We start from the raw sequence: 19066 nt of genomic DNA on the forward strand, positions 1-19066 counted from the left end.
AGTTGATTTTTGAGTGGTTACTCTTGGCTTTTTTCTAACGCATCCCAGAATTCATAAGCTCTTCTAAGATGTGGAATTACAATGGTTCCACCAACCAAAGTAGCAATGCTCAAGGCTTCTTTTACTTCTTCAAAAGTTAGGCCAGCATCTTTACAAGATTTTAAGTGATATTTTACGCAATCATCACATCTCAAAACTAAAGACGCTACTAGTCCAAGTAATTCTTTAGTTTTTACATCTAGCGCTCCGGCTGAGAAAGCATTGGTGTCTAAATTGAAAATACGTTTGATGATTTTGTTGTCATCACCCAATATGCGGTCGTTCATTTTAGAACGGTAAGCGTCAAATTCTTCTACTAAATTGCTCATTATACTTGTTTCATTTTCTTTTTATCTCTCTTCAAAACATATGCCGAAATAAATATGCTTATCTCATATAAAATAATGATTGGAATAGACACTACAATTTGACTTGCGATGTCTGGAGGTGTAATAACTGCTGATAGAATTAATACCACAACAATGGCATGCTTTCTATAAGTTCTCATGAATTTTGGAGTGATCAAACCTATTTTTGTAAAGAAATAGATGATGATGGGTAATTCAAAAATAACTCCCGATGCTAGTACAGAAGATCTTAAAATAGCCACGTAAGAATCAATTACAATTTGATTTTTCACTTCGGAACTTACACTGTAATTTCCTAAGAAATTAATAGATAGCGGAGTGATAATGAAATAACCAAAGGTAACTCCAAGAAAGAACAAGAACGATGTTATGAAAATGAATCCTCTTGCATTCTTACGCTCATTTTCATATAAACCAGGACTAATGAATTTCCACAATTCATATACCAAATATGGGAATCCAATAATAACACCTGCCCAAATAGATGTCCAGATATGGGCTGAAAATTGGCCCGCCATTCCTGTGTTTTGAATAATGAAACCCATGTCTGTGGTACAAAAAGTTTCATCTAAACCTAACTTTTGTGAAAGGAAACAGAAAAATCGGTAGGTTGGGAAATTCGGGTCTTTAGGTCCAAAAATGATTACATCAAAAATGAATCGTTTGAAAGCAAAAGCAACGCTTCCGACAATAACCACTGCAAGGCAAGACCTAATAAGGTGCCAACGTAATTCTTCTAAATGATCCAGAAATGACATTTCTTCTGGATTCTTCTTTATTTTTTTTGCCATTAAATAATTCCTTCTTTGATTAGGTCGTGTAAGTGAATTACACCGGTATAAACTCCTTCATCTTCAACTAATAACTGCGAGATACCATTATTTTCCATAATTTCCAAAGCATCAACTGCTAATGTATCGCCAATTACAGATTTAGGGTTTTCCGTCATGATGTCTTTCGCTGTGAGATTTCCAATATTATCATGCTTGTTAAGCATTCTACGAATATCACCATCTGTAACTATTCCCACAATTTTTTCATCTAAAACTACGGCTGTTACGCCCAATAATTTTTCTGAAATTTCAACAATTACCTTTTTTACGCTAGTATCAGGATTTACAGTTGGTTTTAAGTTGCCAGCCGCAATATCTTTCACTCTCAAATATAGTTTTTTGCCCAAAGCTCCACCAGGATGATATTTAGCAAAATCATCACTGGAAAAATTTCGTAATTCTAATAAGCATATGGCCAAGGCATCTCCCATAACTAATTGAGCTGTAGTGCTTGTAGTTGGTGCCAAATTGTGTGGACATGCTTCTTTTTCTACATGAGCGTGTAGTACATAATCTGCTTGTTTCCCAAGAAAAGAATCCTTGTCAGAAGTCATTGCTATAAGCTTATTGCAGCCGTTTTTTAGAAGCGGAATCAAAACTTTAATTTCTGGAGTATTACCACTTTTAGAAATGCAGATAACCACGTCATCTTTTTGAATAATTCCTAGATCCCCGTGAATGGCATCGGCTGCATGCATAAATATAGCCGGAGTTCCAGTAGAGTTCAATGTGGCTACAATTTTATTTGCGATGAGAGCACTTTTTCCTACACCGGTAACTATGACTCTACCTTTTGAATTGTAAATGAAATCTATTGCTTCAGCGAATTCATTATCAATAAGTTGAGTTAGATTTTTTATGGCTTGATATTCGTTCTCAATGGTTTTTTGAGCTGTATCTATAATGGAGTTATGCAAGTTCAAAATATAGGACTTTTTTCTATTTTTTTAAAACTAAAGAATGTGTTATCTTTATTAATGCAAATGTATGTAAAATAGTAAAACGATAGCATGAGTTCAGTTGAAATTGACTTGCATAAGGCGCTTAAACATTACTTTGGTTTCAACCAGTTTAAAGGCTTACAAGAAGATGTCATCAAGAGCATAGTAAACAAAGAAAATACTTTTGTTATTATGCCTACCGGAGGAGGAAAATCGTTATGCTACCAACTTCCAGCATTAGTGGAAGAAGGTACAGCCATAGTTGTTTCCCCCTTAATAGCTTTGATGAAGAATCAGGTTGATGCCTTAAGAGGTATTTCATCGGAAGAAGGAATTGCACATGTTTTAAACTCTTCCCTCAACAAAACCGAAGTTAAAAAAGTAAAAAGTGATATCAAGGAAGGTATTACAAAACTTTTATATGTAGCCCCCGAGTCGCTTACCAAAGATGAAAACATAGAATTTTTAAACTCCGTAAAAATATCTTTTGTCGCTGTAGATGAGGCACACTGTATTTCGGAATGGGGTCATGACTTTAGGCCTGAATACCGAAATTTGCGTAACATTATCAAACGTTTGGGTGATGATATTCCTATCATAGCCTTGACGGCCACGGCTACACCAAAAGTACAGGAGGATATTTTGAAAAACTTAGGAATGACCGATGCCAATACTTTTAAGGCGTCGTTCAATCGTCCTAATTTATATTACGAAGTACGTCCAAAAACCAAAAATGTTGATGCAGATATTATTCGGTTTGTAAAACAAAATTCAGGTAAATCTGGAGTTATCTATTGTTTAAGTAGAAAACGAGTTGAAGAATTAGCTCAAGTTTTACAGGTGAATGGAATTTCTGCAGTACCCTATCACGCTGGTCTAGACGCAAAAACCAGAGCTAAACATCAAGATATGTTTTTGATGGAAGATGTAGATGTGGTGGTAGCAACTATTGCTTTTGGAATGGGGATTGATAAACCCGATGTGCGTTTTGTAATTCACCATGATATTCCAAAAAGTATTGAAAGTTATTATCAAGAAACTGGTAGAGCCGGTAGAGATGGTGGCGAAGGGCATTGTTTAGCATTTTATGCTTATAAGGATATTGAGAAATTAGAGAAATTTATGGCTGGTAAACCTGTTGCTGAACAAGAGATTGGTCATGCACTTTTACAAGAAATGGTTGCCTATGCTGAAACCTCAATGTCTCGTAGAAAATTTATTTTACACTATTTCGGAGAAGAATTTGACGAAGTGAATGGTGATGGTGCAGAAATGGATGACAATACCAGAAATCCAAAGAAAAAGCACGAAGCTCAAAATGATGTAGCTGTTCTTTTAGAAATAGTTCAAAAAACAAAGCAGAAATACAAGGCAAAAGAGGTAGTGAATACTTTAGTTGGTAAAGTTAATGCTTTGATTAAATCTCATAAAACAGACGAACAGCCCTTTTTTGCTGCAGGAAAGGATCAAGATTCAAAATATTGGATGGCTTTAATTCGTCAAGTTTTGGTAGCTGGTTATTTGCGTAAAGATATAGAAACTTATGGTGTTTTATATTTGACAAAAGAAGGTGAGAAGTTCATTAAAAAGCCAGTTTCTTTTATGATGACAGAAGATCATACCTATGAAGAAACGGATGATAATTCAATTGTTACAGTAGGGAAATCTGGTGGAGCAGTAACAGATGAGCAACTACTTAAGATGCTTAAAGATCTTCGTAAAAAAGTTGCTAAGCGTCTAGAAGTTCCTCCTTTTGTAGTTTTTCAAGATCCTTCATTGGAGGATATGGCTTTAAAATATCCTATGACCATTGAAGAATTGGGTTCAGTTTACGGAGTAGGAGAAGGGAAGGCCAAGAAATATGGGAAGGATTTTGTGAAATTCATTACACAATATGTTGAGGATAATGATATTACAAGGCCAGATGATTTGGTGGTGAAAAGTACTGGAGCAAATTCATCCTTAAAACTCTTTATTATTCAAAGTGTTGATAGAAAATTATCATTGGACGATATAGCGCGCGCTAAAGGTTTGGAGATGGAAAATTTCATTAAAGAAATGGAGCAAATCGTTTATAGTGGTACAAAGTTGAATATTGATTATTGGATAGATGAAATTCTAGACGAAGATCAACAAGAGGAGTTACACGATTATTTCTTAGAGGCGGAAACAGATAAAGTTTCTGTAGCTATGGAAGAGTTTGATGGTGATTATGAAGATGAAGAAATCAGATTGTATAGAATCAAATTTATTAGCGATGTAGCTAATTAATTTGAAATAGTCATAAAACAAAAAACCTCGCAATTGCGAGGTTTTTTGTTTCTATAATTTTCTAGAAGATTAAATAGAAGCAAATAATTGATCCATTTTATCTTTTTCTTCATCAGCTAAAGCAGGGTCAACTAAAATACGTCCACTATGCTCATCAGTAATAATTTTTTTACGAGCAGCAATTTCCATCTGAATTTGTGGAGGAATTGTAAAGAAAGATCCACCAGAAGCTCCTCTTTCAATAGAAACTACAGCCAATCCATTTTTAACGCTTCCACGAATTCTCTTATAAGCTTTTACTAGTCTGTCATCAATTTGCTCAGCATATTCTTCAGACTTGTCAAAAAGAGCTTTTTCTTCTTTTTCAGTTTCAGCTAAAATAGAATCAAGTTCTTCTTTTTTGTGCTTTAAGTGACTTTCTCTGTCTCCTAAACGTTCTTTTGTTTTAGAGATAACTTCTTTCTTTTGCTCTATTTGCGCTTTAAACTCACGAATGTGTTTTTCAGCCAATTGAATCTCTAATTCTTGATATTCAATTTCTTTAGTAATAGAGTTGTATTCTCTGTTATTTCTTACGTTTTTTTGTTGTTCGCTATACTTTTTGATCAAAGTTTTAGCTTCTTCTATAAGATTTTTTCTGTTGCCTATTTGGTCGTTTAGATCGTCTAATTCACCTGTAAGCTTTTGCATGCGGGTTTTTAAACCTTCAACCTCATCCTCAAGATCTTCTACTTCTAGTGGTAATTCACCACGCATGTTTCGTATCTCATCAATTCTAGAGTCTATTAATTGTAGATCGTAAAGCGCTCTAAGTTTCTCTTCTACGGTAACTTCAGTTTTTTTTGTCATGTCTTATAAATACTTGATGGGATTCGTATTTCTAGTTGATAAAATGATTGCAAAATTAGGAAAATTTTTTGTAAGATGCTCTACTAATAAATTTTTTGTAAACTGTTCACTCTCATAATGTCCAATATCTGCAACAATAAGTTGATTTTCAGCTTTATAAAATTCATGATATTTTACATCTGCAGTTATATAAACGTCTGCTCCCGCATTTTTTGCATTAGAAATGGCAAAAGCTCCACTTCCGCCAAGAACCGCCACTTTTTTAACAGGTTTATTTCGTAAGGCTGAATGACGAATACAATCGGTATTCATTTTTTCTTTTAAATAGTGAAGAAAATCAAGCTCTTCCATGGCTTCCGGTAATTCGCCAATCATTCCCATTCCAATATGCTGATTCTTATTTTCGAGAGTAGTGATCTCATAAGCCACTTCTTCATAAGGATGCGCTGTGAACAAAGCTTTCAAAATTTTGCTTTCAGCATGTTTAGGAAAAGTGATGCTAATTTGAACTTCTTCTTCAAAATGAACTTTACCTTTTTCACCAATAACTGGATTAGAAGCTTCGTTTCCTTTAAAAGTTCCTGTGCCTTCTACGTTAAAACTGCAATGATCATAATTTCCAATGGAGCCACCTTCTGCATCAAAAAGTTCATTACGTACTTTTTCAGCATTGGACTTAGGAACAAAAGTGACTAATTTTTTAATAGTCCCTTTCTGTGGGATAAGAACGGTTCTATTTTCTAATCCTAAAACATCACAAATTTTACCATTTACTCCGTTGATTTGATTGTCAAGTGCGGTATGCATTGCATAAATGGCAATATCATTTTTTATAGCTTTTAATACAACGCGTTCTATATAATTAGAACCGTTTATTTTTTTAAGACCACCAAAGATGATCGGATGAAAACTCACGATAAGATTACAGTTGTTTTCTATAGCTTCATCAACTATATTTTCCAGTGTATCTAGGGTGACCAAAACTCCGGTAACTTCCTGAGTTCGCTGCCCAACCAGTAGTCCTACATTATCAAAATCTTCGGCATACGGTAAAGGAGCTAGTTTTTCAATTGCTTGAATAACGTTTTGAACTATCATAAAATTCTTATTGTACTACAAAAGTAATTTATTTTTCTGAACGCTTAAAATGCGCTACTTTCGTTTTGAAAATAATTATGAATGCACATTCTTAGATACTTCTTATTTCCTTTTTCGGTACTTTATGGAGCAATTGTTCTCATAAGGAATTACATGTATGATATTCAATTTCTAAAAAGTAAAACGTATAATTTTCCTTTGATCGTAATTGGAAATCTAAGCGTTGGCGGAACCGGTAAAACGCCAATGACTGCCTACATGCTGAAATTTTTAAAAGAAAAATATTCCGTAGGGATGCTAAGTAGAGGTTATAAAAGAAAATCAGAAGGATTTTATGTAGCCAATGAAAGGACTACTGTTGAAGAGATAGGAGATGAACCCTTTCAGTTATTTTCAAACTTTCCTGATGCTATTATTGCAGTTGATGCAGATAGGAGAAATGGAATCCAACAGTTGCAGAATAGCGAAAAACTTCCTGAAGTATTACTGCTGGATGATGCATATCAACATAGAAAAGTGCAAGCTGGTTATTATGTGTTGTTAACCACGTTTGATAGTCTTTTTGTGGATGATTTCATGTTACCAACAGGAAACCTTCGTGATACAAAAAATCAGGCGAAAAGAGCAGCTTGTATTGTGATTACCAAATGTCCGGAAGGAATAACCGAAAAAGATAAAGAAAGAGTTATCACAAAACTGAAACCCGAAGCGCACCAGAAAGTTTATTTTACATCAATTTCGTATGGTGATAAAATTGTAGGAAAAGCTGAAACTTTGTATTTAAATTCTCTGCAAAATTTATCCTTTACCTTGGTTACAGGGATTGCAAAACCGACCTATCTGGTGAATTATTTGAAAGAGCAAAATCTTCAATTTGAACATTTGTCTTATCCAGATCATCATAATTTTTCTGATAATGAAATCGCTCAATTAAGAAAAAAAGAAATGATTATTACTACAGAGAAAGATTATGTACGACTCCAAAATAAGCTTAATAATATTTATTACCTGCCTATAGAGACTTCGTTTTTAGGAGATGAGGAACTTTTTCAGAGGAACCTAATAACGTTTATAGATAGGTTTCATAAGAATTAAGCATTACTACTACTCGTAATGTTTAGAGCAATTTTCTTATAAAACTCTTCTGGTTTAAAAGGTTTTGTAATAATGTCTGAGCATCCTACTTCAAAGAAGTCATCTGTGTTTTCGTCTAATGAAATTGCGGTTAGGGCAATGATAGGTATTTGTGTGTTGAATTTTCTAATTTCAGAAGTTGCCTTGAGTCCGCTAATTCCCGGCATATGAATATCCATCAAGATTAAATCGAACTTTCTATCCTGAGCTAATTCTATTGCTTTGTAACCATCATCTGCAATCTCACAAGTAATTTGCTTTTGAATAAGCATCTTTTTGGTAATCACTTGATTGATTTTATTATCTTCAACTAGTAAAATATGAAGACCTCTTAATGTATTTTCTATGTCGTAATCAGGTGAAGCTACTTCTTCTACGACCACAGTCTCTGCAGCCTTTTCAAAAGTAATATCAAAAGAGAAAGTACTTCCTACATTTTCGGTACTTTTTAATTCAATATCACTATGTAGAAGTTCCAATAAGTTTTTCACAATGGTTAATCCAAGTCCTGTTCCGCCATATTTTCTATTGATCTGAATAGAACCTTGCGCAAAACTTTCAAAAATATTTTTTTGGACTTCTTCAGAAATCCCAATACCGTTATCATTTACTTCAAAATGGATGGAGAAGTTTTTGTCGGTTTCACTAATAACACTTGCGAATAGTTCAACTCTACCATTTTCCGTGAATTTTAAAGCATTTCCAACAAGGTTTATAAAAATTTGAGAAAGCTTTAATGGATCGCCCATCAGTTGTAATGGAATTTTTTTGTCCATTTCTAATGAAACCGTATTGTTGTTTTCTTTTGCTGTTTGCGATAGCGAATTGATCACCTCAGACATGGTTTCTTCTAAACTAAACGGAATGTGTTGAACCGTTAATTTTTTCGCTTCCATCTTATTTATCTGAAGAATATCATTGATAAATGTAAGTAAGTATTCCCCAGAAAATTTTAAAGATTTTAAATGCTCTTTTTGATTTTCTGTTGGGTTTTCTTGTAGTAATAAATGCGTTAATCCTGTTACAGCGTAAAGTGGAGTTCTAAGCTCGTGACTTACGGTAGAAAGGAATTGAGTCTTCGCCTTCATGGCATTCACTGCATTTTCCTTTGCTAGAAGAAGTTCATTGTTCTTTTTAACGAGTAACTCATTTGTTTTTACCTTTATTTGATTGTTTCTGTAAAGAGAAATGGTTAACAATGAAATTATAATTAATAAAGCTGAAGTGAAAATAGAAGTTAGATTTGACTTGTCAAGTTTTTCTTTATTTTCCAGCATTTTTTGATCTCTTGTGGCCAAAAGTTCGTCTTTGAAGCTTAATTCTGCTTGGTCCGCAGTTATTTCTCTATTTAGTAATGTTTCAGGATTGTATAGTTCATGAAACATTTTATAATATTCTTTTAGAGCAGCCAGAGATTCTTCGTATTTGTTTTCACTTTCATAGATCTTACTATTTATCTGAAGATCTTCTAGTAGTAGTTCTTTGTAATTATTTTTCTGAGCGAGTGCTAAAGATTGGTCTATGAAACTTCTAGCTTTACTGATGTTTCCTGTGTTGTTGTAATTTTCAGCAAGTCTTTGGAAAGTAAAGGAAATTAAAAAATCTTGCTCATTTTTGTTGTAAAATGGTACCGAAATAGCGCGCTCATAAAATTTTATAGCTAAATTGATATCATTCAATTGCTCATAAAGTAATCCGTCAATGATATAAGCATTTCCTAGATATTCTCTAGAATTATGTTTTTTAAGGATGCTCTTTGCTTCTGAAAGTTGTTTTTCTGCTTCATCTGTTTTTTGAAGGCCAAGATATATTTTTGCTTTACATATCTTATTCATTGCCAGATGGTAGAAGTCTTTACTGTTTAACAGAGATTCTTCTGCAGCCTGAGTGTATTTTAAGGCGGTTTCTAATTTGTAAATGTTATAATAGATTTCGGCCAATAGATAGTAAGAAGCACCAATTTGGCTTCTATCATTTCTTTCCGCGTATTTTAAAAGATGGTTTGCTTTCTTTATAGCCTTCGAAGCTTCTGATTCATTTTTTAATTGGTAAGCTTCATTCATAAGTACGGCAACGCTGTCTATACTTTTTTGAAAACCAAAAGAAAAGTTAGATACCAGAAGGATTGATAGGGCAAAAAATATTTTTAGAAAACTAAGTTTCATTGAAACAAATAAGGCTCAAATATAGCAATATTATGAAATATAATACATTAAATCAATCAAACGATTAGAATAACCTACTTCATTATCATACCAGCCAATAATTTTAACCATGTTGTCTATAACAGATGTCATGCCGGCATCGAACAGACAAGATGCAGGATTGTCTACCACGTCAATGGAGACAATTGGGTCTTCGGTATAGGCTAAATATCCTTTTAAATTTGTTTCTGAAGCTATTTTAAAAGCATCGTTTATAGCTTGAATACTAGTTTCTTTTTTTACGTTCAGTGTAATATCTGTCATAGAACCATCAGGAACCGGAACTCTAATTCCACAACCTCCCATAGCATCTGATAATTCTGGAAAAATTTTTGTCAATGCTTTAGCGGCTCCTGTTGTTGTAGGTACAATACTTTGTCCTGCAGCACGTGCTCTACGTAAATCTTTGTGTGGTTGGTCGTGTAAACTTTGGTCTGTAGTGTAGGAATGCACGGTGGTAATATACGCTTGTTCAATTCCGCAAAGTTCATTAATCACTTTTAGCATTGGAGCGGCGTTATTTGTGGTGCATGAAGCATTGGAAACTATGGTTTCTGTACCATCTAGGATTTGATGATTTACGCCAAGTACTATCATTTTAATGCTGTCATCTTCCGGTGGAACAGATAGTATAACTTTTTTAGCACCATTGGAAATATGATGCTCTAATTTTTCTCTAGTTTTGTGTTTGCCAGTTGCTTCTACTACGATATCAACATCAAAAGGTGTCCAGTCAAGTTTTTCTATCTGAGATTCATTTAAAAGTCTGACTTTCTCTCCGTTATTGATAATGTGTTGTTCATCGTAACTTATGTTATTTGGTAAAACACCGTGAATACTATCGTATTTTAACAAATGACTCAAAGTTCGGCTGTCGGCCAAATCATTGATGGCAACTACTTGAATATTTGGGTGAGATTGAAGTAATCTGAATACTGTTCTTCCAATTCTTCCAAAACCATTAATGGCAACTCTTATATTTTTCATTTGAATTTGAAGCAAAAATTCCCGCTTTTGGCGGGAATCTATATGATTAAATACTTGTACGTGTTAGTCAATATGTTTGTGAGCTTTGTAAGAAGATCTTACCAATGCACTACTTTCTACATGTCTGAAACCTAATTCTTTTCCGATGGTTTCATATTTTTGAAACTGATCTGGAGTAATGAATTGTTTTACAGGTAAATGCTTTTTAGAGGGTTGTAAATATTGACCTATCGTTACAACATCTACATTGTTTTTGCGTAAGTCTTCCAACGTTTCAATAACCTCTTTTTCAGTTTCTCCTAAACCAAGCATAATACCAGATTTGGTTCTGTTGATCCCTTGGTCTTTTAGGTATCTTAAAACTTCTAAACTTCTATCGTATTTTGCTTGAATTCTAACCTCACGAGTTAATCTTCTTACAGTTTCCATATTGTGCGAAACCACTTCTGGAGCTACAGCAACAATTCTGTCTATATTTCTTTCTACACCTTGAAAATCCGGAATTAAGGTTTCCATGGTAGTTTCAGGATTCATTCTTCTAATGGCTTTTACAGTTTCGCCCCAAATGATTGATCCCATATCTTTGATATCATCGCGGTCTACTGAAGTAATTACCGCATGCTTTATCTTCATAAGTTTAATAGAACGAGCTACTTTTTCTGGTTCTTCCCAGTCAACTGTTTCGGGTCTTCCGGTTTTCACACCACAAAATCCACAGCTTCTGGTACAAATATTTCCAAGAATCATAAATGTGGCAGTACCTTCACTCCAGCATTCACCCATATTTGGGCAACTTCCCGATGTACAAATTGTATGTAAATCATATTTGTTAACCAAACCTCGAAGTTCTGTATATTTTTTACCGGTTGGTAATTTTACACGTAACCATTTTGGTTTGCTTTTTGGTGGCGCTACACTATTTACAGTTTCTGTGCTCATACATTATGAATTTGGAAAGCAAAGATACAAACTAATAACTGATTTTAAGAATGCTTTCTTGTGAGTTCTGTTAAATGAAAGTAGAGCAATACCAAATACTAAATCCTATAAGAAATAAAATTCCTGCAATGCTAAGTACTTTTAGTACAAGATTTGGTCGCCAATTTTCTGGAGTATGTTTGGAAGTGATCAACTTATAATTAGCAATCGCATAAAAAGGAGCTGTTACAAAAGAAAGCACTGTAGCGATCTGGACTAAAATTTTCATTTCTGAAAGGAAGAAAAGAAAGATGCTCAAAGTACCCAACATAAGAATTACTACCCAAATACCGTATGCATGTTTTTGTTTTCTGCCTAAAAGTAATTCGGTTGTGGTCGCCATAACTCTAGGTGAAGCATCGGTAGTGGTTAGCGTGGTGCTAAACATGGTTGTAAAAGCTGCGATGGCAATTAGAAAATACGTTCCCTTTCCTAGGTTTGTGGTGTACATGTTAATTAATTGCCCTGCAAACTGAGTAGCATTTGCACTAAACTTTTCTTCGGAATGAAACATGATCAAAGCGCCAAGTCCAATAAATAATAAACCAATAATAGTTGCTGCGATGTAACCAAAATTAAAATCGAACATGGAAGACTTTGCATCATATTCTTTATCGTCTTTATTTTTTTCCAAAGCCCAAAGTGATTGCCAAATAGAAACATCAATAGGAGCAGGCATCCAACCCATAAAAGCAATTAAAAAAGCAATAGATGCGGTGTCTGTTGGTAAAATTTGTTGCCAGCTTTGTGCTTCTTCAGTATTGAAAAAAGCAATGCAAAGTGCTACAATGGTAGAAATTGTAAGTGTAGAAACAATAATTTTCATTAAAGTATCTAGCAATTTATATTTTCCAATAATTAAGATAGCTACACAAATGATACTGATGATCACACTCCAGATAACTGGATTTGCCGTAATGCCAAATAAATTAGCTGCTAAACCGGCGGTTACAATAGTTACAGCAGTTTGTATGGTAAACATAGTGGCTATGTTCAAAATGAAATAGATCCACAATACCCAAGTGCCAAGTTTTTTATAACCATGTAGAACACTTTCGCCTGTAGCCATAGCATATTGTGGAGCAAATTTGAAAAACGGATATTTAAAGAGATTTACCAATAGCAATGCCCAGATAAGTCCAAAACCAAATTCGGCTCCAGCCCGGGTACTTTGCACCAAATGCGAAACACCAATTGCCGCGCCGGCAAACAAGAGTCCGGGACCTAATTTCTTGAAAATACTCATGCTATTTTTTCTTGATGATCTCTGCCAGTAGTTTTTTGGCTCGTAAAAGTTTTACTTTTACATTATTCATTGGTTCTTGAATAGTATCTGAAATTTCCTCGTAAGTCATTTCCTGAAAATAACGAAGCTGAATAACCTCTTGATAATGTGGTTTCAGTCGCTTAATGTATTTCAATAATTTAGCAAGGTTTTGCTCTTGAATCAAAATGTCTTCTGCAGTAGGAGCATCATCAGCAACTTCATAAACGGCATCATCTTCATTTTGAATTGTTTTGTGACGAATGCTACTTTTTCTTTTTCGTACCAAATCAATATGTAGATTCTTTGAAATGGTGATAAGCCAGGTTTTAAATACATATTGATCATCAAAAGTATCAATCTTATCAAAAGCTCTGGAAAAAGTTTGAATGGTGATGTCTTCAGCATCGTTTTCATTTTTAGTTCTTACTAATTGAAAACCATACACATCATTCCAATACGTATCCAGCAAAAAACGAAATGCGTTCTGATCTCCTTTTTTTGCTAATTGAATATGGTGTTGAATTTTTTCCGGAGTTATTTCCAATCTACAGGTTTTGAAGTGAAATTAACTATAAAGATACAGAATTGTAAGATGATAAGGAAAATTTCATAAAAAGGTAAAAGCCAAAGTAATTTAGTTTCTTTCAATTTGCTAGCGGTAAAACCAAATACAAAATATTGCATGAGCATACGAAAACCTATCAATGCTCCTGTAATGATTAATTGGTGTTGAAAGCTTAAAAGTAAAATAGCCAATAGCCAGAAAAAGAATTGTGAAATGTAAAACAGTCCTAAAATAACCTGATGTGATTTTTTATAATGACTAGCCGTAGAAACATGCCTTCTCTTTTGTGTAAACCAGGCTTTCAAACTTTTCTTAGAAGTAGAATAAGTGAAAGCTTCTTCATTAAAACAAATGGAAGTGTTTTTTGCGGTTGCCGCTTCGTTTACAAACAAGTCGTCATCACCACTACGAATGTGCATATGACTAATAAAACCGCTTGTTTTGTTGAATTCATTCTTGTGATAAGCCAAATTTCTACCCACGCCCATATAAGGCATGCCTATTTTTGCGAACGAAAAATATTGCATAGCCGCAAAAACAGTTTCAAATCTAGTAAGTGCGTTTGCCAATGAGTTTTTGATTTTTTTGTATCCGCCGTAACCTAAAACGATTGTCTTTTCCTTGTTGAAATTTGAAGCCATTTCTTTGATCCAGAATTCACTAGAAGGATAACAATCAGCATCTATAAAAAGCATATGGTTGTATTTAGCAGCCTTGATACCTAAAACTAAAGCGTATTTTTTCTTTCCCCAAAAAGCTTCGTTGTTCTCTACGTTTACAATTTTGATGTTGTCATGCATTGCTGCAAATTCTTCCATAACATCTAAAGTTTCGTCGTAGGAAGCGTCATTGATTAATACCAATTGAAAGTTAGGGTAACGTTGCGCTAATAGTTTAGGAAGATTCTGTCGAAGATTGTCAGCTTCATTTTTAGCGCAAACTAAAACCGAAACTGGAATAGTTTCGGTTGTGTTATAAGTGTTTGATTTTTTCTTTGAGAAAGCAAAATTGCTGAAAATACCGAGGTAATAAATTGCTTGAACGCAAACTACAGCAATAAAAAGAATGAATAAAACTGTAACCATATAGTGCAGCTACAGTTAGTTCTGAAATTTTTCTTGATTTCTGCATTCTTGTTCTTCCGGCATTTTACCGCAAAAACTACATGCTTCACCATCTTTATTTAAAAACGGACTTTGGCTAGCACAGGTTCCTGCAAACTTTCCATCCTTTTTAGCCCAAATTTTAATAGCAATTCCGGCAAAAGCTAATCCTAATAATATTGTTGTGATTATAAAAACTTTCATAATGCTAGTATTTGTTGCAAAGTTACGCAAAGATGCTGTAATAGCGCAAGGGTTTCCCTTAAACTATGTTAACCTCTGCTTCTATGCTGATATTGAATTTTTCTAAAACGGTATTTTGAATTTTTCTGGAGAGTTCCAAAATTTCATTTCCTGTGGCATTTCCATAATTAACCAGTACCAAGGCTTGATTTTTATGAACTCCGGCATCGCCAAAACGTTGTCCTTTAAATCCACTTTGTTCTATAAGCCAACCAGCAGGAATTTTAAATTCTGTGGCTGACACTTGATAGAAAGGAGTTTCAGGATGTTTACTTTGGAAAATTTCGAAAGCCTCTTTTCCTATCACAGGATTTTTGAAGAAACTACCACTGTTGCCAATTTCATTAGGATCTGGTAATTTACTTTGGCGAATAGCAATAACCGCGTTAGAAATTGATTTGATCGTTGGCGTTTCAATATTGTTTTTAGCTAATTCATTTTGAATTGCTCCGTATTCAGTTTTTAAAACGTGCTCTTTTTTTGTTAGTTTAAAAGTAACGTTTGTGATGATGTATTTTCCTTTTTCACTAGTTTTGAAAACAGATTCGCGATAACCAAATTCACAATCATCTTTGGTGAAAGTTCGAGATTCTTGAGTCTCTATTTCTATAGCTTCACAACTTTCAAATACATCTTTCAATTCTACACCATATGCACCAATATTCTGAACGGGAGAGGTACCTACATTTCCTGGGATTAATGATAGGTTTTCAACACCACCAAAATTTTGATCAATACACCAAAGTACAAATTGATGCCAATTTTCACCAGCTTGTGCGGTTACAAAAACATGATCAGCTGTTTCTTCTTCAATTGCTATTCCTTTAAGATTGATATGAAGAACCAATAGCTCCACATCTTTGGTTAAAAGCATATTGCTGCCGCCACCTAAAATAAATTTAGGTTCGTTTTGATATTCTTTTAAAATAGCTTTCAGATCACTTTCGGAATCAATGCTTGCAAAAAGTTTTGCTTTGGCATCAATTCCAAAAGTGTTGTATTTTTTTAGTGATATGTTTTCTTGAACATTCATTTAGTTTGGATATACTTTCAATGCTTCTTTAAGAATGTGAACCGATTTTAATAGGTTTTCTTTCTTTAAAACATAGGCAATACGTACTTGATTCAAGCCAATATTTGGCGTAGAATAAAATCCGGCAGCAGGAGCAACCATAACCGTTTCGCCTTCTAGATCATAACTTTCTAAAAGCCATTGTGCAAAATGATCTGCATTTTTTACAGGAAGTTCTACAATACAGTAAAAAGCTCCTTTTGGCTTTGCTACGCGAACACCTTCAATTTTTTCAAGCGCTTCAATTACCGTGTTTCTTCTGTCTACATATTCAGCATTTACTTCATCAAAATAAGATTGCGGAGTTTCCAAAGCAGCTTCGCAAGCAATTTGCGCAAGTGTTGGAGGCGACAATCTTGCCTGAGCAAATTTTAAAGCGGTAGTCATTACGGCTTTGTTTTTTGAAACTAAACAACCAATTCTTGCGCCACACATGCTATATCTTTTAGAAACAGAATCGATGATGATAGCGTAATCATCCATTCCTTCTTCTTGAAGAATTGAATAATGCTCAATTCCATCATAAACAAATTCTCTGTATACTTCATCAGCAATCAAAAACAAATCATGTTTTTTGACGATTGCTGCAAGTTTTTGAATTTCTTCTTTAGAGTATAAATAACCCGTTGGATTTCCTGGGTTACAAATTAAAATGGCTTTGGTTTTATCGGTAATTAGTTTTTCAAATTCTTCAATTGCTGGTAAAGCAAAGTTGTCTTCAAATTTAGAAACTACAGGAACCACTTTAATGTTTGCAGAAGTTGCAAAACCATTGTAGTTAGCATAGAATGGTTCTGGAATAATAATTTCATCTTCAGGATCTGCAATGGTTCCCAAAGCAAAAAGTAGCGCTTCCGAACCACCGGTGGTGACCATAATATCGTTTGCAGTAACGTTTACTTTATTCTTTTTGTAGTATGCTGCAATTTTTTCTCGGTACGTTTCAGAGCCTTCACTGCGGCTATATTCCAAAACATCAATGTCAGCATTTTTTACTGCATCCATTGCTATTTTGGGAGTTTTAATGTCAGGTTGACCAATGTTTAAATGGTAAACTTTGGTTCCTCTTTTTTTAGCTGCTTCTGCATACGGAACCAATTTTCTGATCGGGGATTCCGGCATGTGAATCCCTTTGATAGATATTGCTGGCATAATCTCAAATTTTTCAGCGCAAAGGTGCAAAATTATTATGGAAATAAATAGCGAATTATCATCACTGAAGTTAATTTCTATAGACCTTACAAAGGGTGTAATATTTTTTGTAAATTATAGTGTTTAATGTCGATTTGATAAAATGAAATGAAAAATTTGAGAATAATTTTATTTCTAGTCTTTATTTCAGCCTTTGTAAATGCTCAAAACTTTGAGTTTACCAGTAATAAGAAATACGAAGAAATGTCATTTACTTCAGTGGGTAATTTGATATTTATTCCAGTGATTGTAAACGGAGTTCCTTTGAATTTTGTGCTGGATTCTGGTGTTAACAAATCTGTAGTACTAAATCTGTCTGGAAAAGATTCCTTGAAGTTTGATCATCAGGAAGAAATTTACCTAAAAGGTTTAGGAAAAAAAGAGCCTTTTATCGCTATTCATAGCAAGCATAATGAAATGCATATTGGGAATTTGTTGGATCTAGATCATGAAATTTTTATTGTTTTGGACGAAGAAATTAATTTCTCAAAACGATTGGGAGTGACTGTTCATGGTATTATTGGTTTTGATTTATTGAAGGATTTTGTAGTTCAAATCAATTACGATAAAAAGAAATTACGATTTTATCCTTATGAAAATTATAAAAAGAAAAAGCTCGGAAAAAGAGAAACCGAAATCCCTTTGGTTTTTAAAAATAGTAAGCCATATGTCAATTTAAGGGTTGAGTTGAACAACGAATTTAGAGATATTGATGTTTTATTGGATACAGGTAATAGTGACGCTATTTGGTTGTTTAAAAATGATAGTCTCAGCGTTCCAGAAAGAAATTTTGAAGATTTTTTAGGTAAAGGGCTTAGTGGTGAGATTCATGGAAAGCGGAGTAAAGTAAATTCACTTTTATTGAATGATTTTGAGTTGAAGGAAGTAAAATGCGCTTTTCCTGATGAAGAATATTTCTCCTTCGCTAAAAAATATGAAGAGAGGGACGGTAGTATAGGAGGGGAAGTACTTAGTAGATTTCAGGTGACTTTCAATTATCGTGATATGTGGTTACGGTTAAAAAAATCAAATAAGTTCAGAAAGGATTTTTATTATAATATGAGTGGTATTCGTTTAGGTCACAATGGAGTTAAGATTATTGAAGAAAAGAAGGGAGATAGATCAAACCAATTTATAGAAAAAGGAAGTAAAGGATTTACTGTTTTTTTTCAAGAACAGTTAAAATATAGATTGGCTGATGCATTGGAAATAGTGGAACTACGTGCTGGTTCACCTGCTGCAGAAGCCGGATTGAGAGTTGGAGACGTAATTCTGTTTGTAAATAGAACTTTGATAGAAGGTCAAAGCATGGAGCAGGTACACCAGCTAATGAATACAATAGCTGGTAGGAAAATTAGAGTAGTTGTTGATAGAAGAGGAGAAGTACTTAAATTTAAGTTTGTACTTCAAAAAGTATTATAAAGAAAAAGCCTCTTTTGGAAGAGGCTTCTTTTATTTCTTATTTCTTATCCATGATGGATGTTTTTTTCATCAATACACTTTGCTCGGTTTTGTTTTCCACAATTCCCGATATTCTTAAAGCAATTGTTGGGTTGTCTTTTGCATTACTATAAACGGTAATTGTTTTCTTGATGGGACCAACACGTTTTGTATCGTATTTCACCTCAATAATTCCGGTTTGTCCCGGAGCAATAGGGTCTTCAGGTTTTTTAGGAATGGTACAACCGCAACTAGAGTATACTTTCGAAACAACTAGGGGAGCATCTCCGGTATTGGTGAATTCAAAGGTTCTAACACCGTCACTACCTTTAGCTATATTTCCGTAATTAATTTCCTTCTCTTTAAATTCAATCTGCGCTACTTTCTCTTGCGCAAAAGTGGTAGCGGAAGTAGTAAGCAGAACTAGGAATAGTAGAATTTTTTTCATTTTTAAAAAATCTTGATGGGTAAATGTAAGTAGAA

General features: G+C 34.0%; 18 protein-coding genes. 3 read left to right on the forward strand and 15 right to left on the reverse strand.

The genetic code is table 11. The features are described 5' to 3' along the window. Window positions 1-17: 17 nt before the first annotated feature. Genes BM383_RS12985 through BM383_RS12995 form a run of 3 tightly spaced genes read right to left on the reverse strand, consistent with a single transcriptional unit; the run spans window position 18 to window position 2163 of the window. Window positions 18-368 (reverse strand): carboxymuconolactone decarboxylase family protein, encoded by a 351-nt coding sequence (locus BM383_RS12985; protein WP_093025579.1) that lies wholly within the window; start codon window positions 366-368, stop codon window positions 18-20. Beyond that, entirely contained in the window at window positions 368-1198 is an 831-nt protein-coding gene (gene tatC / locus BM383_RS12990; RefSeq protein WP_093025580.1) for a twin-arginine translocase subunit TatC, read from the reverse strand. The genes BM383_RS12985 and tatC overlap by 1 nt, the downstream gene beginning before the upstream one ends. Next, window positions 1198-2163, reverse strand: a complete 966-nt coding sequence (locus BM383_RS12995; RefSeq protein WP_093025581.1) for a KpsF/GutQ family sugar-phosphate isomerase — start codon at window positions 2161-2163, stop codon at window positions 1198-1200. The genes tatC and BM383_RS12995 overlap by 1 nt, the downstream gene beginning before the upstream one ends. Window positions 2164-2250: 87 nt before the next feature. On the opposite strand from BM383_RS12995, the gene recQ reads away from it, so the two are divergent. Beyond that, window positions 2251-4452: a DNA helicase RecQ gene (gene recQ / locus BM383_RS13000; protein ID WP_093025582.1), complete on the forward strand. Its 2202-nt coding sequence runs from the start codon at window positions 2251-2253 to the stop codon at window positions 4450-4452. 69 nt (window positions 4453-4521) lie between these two features. On the opposite strand, the gene BM383_RS13005 is transcribed toward recQ, so the two are convergent. Both BM383_RS13005 and BM383_RS13010 read right to left on the reverse strand, forming a co-directional pair. Continuing rightward, window positions 4522-5301 carry a zinc ribbon domain-containing protein gene (locus BM383_RS13005; protein WP_093025583.1) on the reverse strand — a complete coding sequence of 260 codons (780 nt, stop codon included), beginning with the start codon at window positions 5299-5301 and terminating at the stop codon, window positions 4522-4524. A gap of 3 nt (window positions 5302-5304) precedes the next feature. Then, window positions 5305-6399 carry a Nif3-like dinuclear metal center hexameric protein gene (locus BM383_RS13010; RefSeq protein ID WP_093025584.1) on the reverse strand — a complete coding sequence of 365 codons (1095 nt, stop codon included), beginning with the start codon at window positions 6397-6399 and terminating at the stop codon, window positions 5305-5307. 81 nt (window positions 6400-6480) lie between these two features. Here BM383_RS13010 and lpxK point away from each other — a divergent pair, with 81 nt between their 5' ends. Next, the gene (gene lpxK, locus BM383_RS13015) at window positions 6481-7494 is read left to right on the forward strand and encodes a tetraacyldisaccharide 4'-kinase (protein WP_093025585.1); all 1014 of its coding nucleotides are present in this window, start codon (window positions 6481-6483) and stop codon (window positions 7492-7494) included. On the opposite strand, the gene BM383_RS13020 is transcribed toward lpxK, so the two are convergent. From BM383_RS13020 to BM383_RS13060, 9 genes are all read right to left on the reverse strand, one after another. Beyond that, window positions 7491-9596 carry a tetratricopeptide repeat-containing hybrid sensor histidine kinase/response regulator gene (locus tag BM383_RS13020; RefSeq protein WP_093025662.1) on the reverse strand — a complete coding sequence of 702 codons (2106 nt, stop codon included), beginning with the start codon at window positions 9594-9596 and terminating at the stop codon, window positions 7491-7493. The genes lpxK and BM383_RS13020 overlap by 4 nt on opposite strands. A gap of 132 nt (window positions 9597-9728) precedes the next feature. Beyond that, window positions 9729-10724, reverse strand: coding sequence for a type I glyceraldehyde-3-phosphate dehydrogenase (gene gap / locus BM383_RS13025; protein ID WP_093025586.1), 996 nt, complete (start codon window positions 10722-10724; stop codon window positions 9729-9731). Between the two features lie 63 nt (window positions 10725-10787). Continuing rightward, window positions 10788-11663, reverse strand: a complete 876-nt coding sequence (lipA, locus tag BM383_RS13030; RefSeq protein WP_093025587.1) for a lipoyl synthase — start codon at window positions 11661-11663, stop codon at window positions 10788-10790. A 70-nt stretch (window positions 11664-11733) separates the two neighbouring features. After that, a complete protein-coding gene (locus BM383_RS13035) occupies window positions 11734-12948 on the reverse strand; it encodes an Nramp family divalent metal transporter (RefSeq protein WP_093025588.1) in 1215 nt (404 codons plus the stop codon). Window position 12949: 1 nt separating this feature from the next. Continuing rightward, the gene (locus BM383_RS13040; protein WP_093025589.1) at window positions 12950-13513 is read right to left on the reverse strand and encodes an RNA polymerase sigma factor; all 564 of its coding nucleotides are present in this window, start codon (window positions 13511-13513) and stop codon (window positions 12950-12952) included. Continuing rightward, complete coding sequence (locus BM383_RS13045) at window positions 13504-14619, reverse strand: glycosyltransferase (protein WP_093025590.1); 1116 nt, start codon at window positions 14617-14619, stop codon at window positions 13504-13506. The genes BM383_RS13040 and BM383_RS13045 overlap by 10 nt, the downstream gene beginning before the upstream one ends. A gap of 15 nt (window positions 14620-14634) precedes the next feature. Next, window positions 14635-14841, reverse strand: coding sequence for a membrane or secreted protein (locus BM383_RS13050; protein ID WP_093025591.1), 207 nt, complete (start codon window positions 14839-14841; stop codon window positions 14635-14637). Between the two features lie 58 nt (window positions 14842-14899). Continuing rightward, on the reverse strand, window positions 14900-15913 hold the full coding sequence (gene murB / locus BM383_RS13055; protein ID WP_093025592.1) for a UDP-N-acetylmuramate dehydrogenase: 1014 nt from the start codon (window positions 15911-15913) through the stop codon (window positions 14900-14902). Next, window positions 15914-17104 carry a pyridoxal phosphate-dependent aminotransferase gene (locus tag BM383_RS13060; RefSeq protein ID WP_093025593.1) on the reverse strand — a complete coding sequence of 397 codons (1191 nt, stop codon included), beginning with the start codon at window positions 17102-17104 and terminating at the stop codon, window positions 15914-15916. It abuts the gene before it with no gap. Window positions 17105-17251: 147 nt separating this feature from the next. On the opposite strand from BM383_RS13060, the gene BM383_RS13065 reads away from it, so the two are divergent. Further along, window positions 17252-18565, forward strand: a complete 1314-nt coding sequence (locus BM383_RS13065) for an aspartyl protease family protein (protein ID WP_093025594.1) — start codon at window positions 17252-17254, stop codon at window positions 18563-18565. A gap of 37 nt (window positions 18566-18602) precedes the next feature. On the opposite strand, the gene BM383_RS13070 is transcribed toward BM383_RS13065, so the two are convergent. Beyond that, window positions 18603-19031: a DUF1573 domain-containing protein gene (locus BM383_RS13070; RefSeq protein WP_093025663.1), complete on the reverse strand. Its 429-nt coding sequence runs from the start codon at window positions 19029-19031 to the stop codon at window positions 18603-18605. Window positions 19032-19066: the final 35 nt, after the last annotated feature.

This window comes from Pustulibacterium marinum (assembly GCF_900116665.1).
GTDB lineage: Bacteria > Bacteroidota > Bacteroidia > Flavobacteriales > Flavobacteriaceae > Pustulibacterium > Pustulibacterium marinum.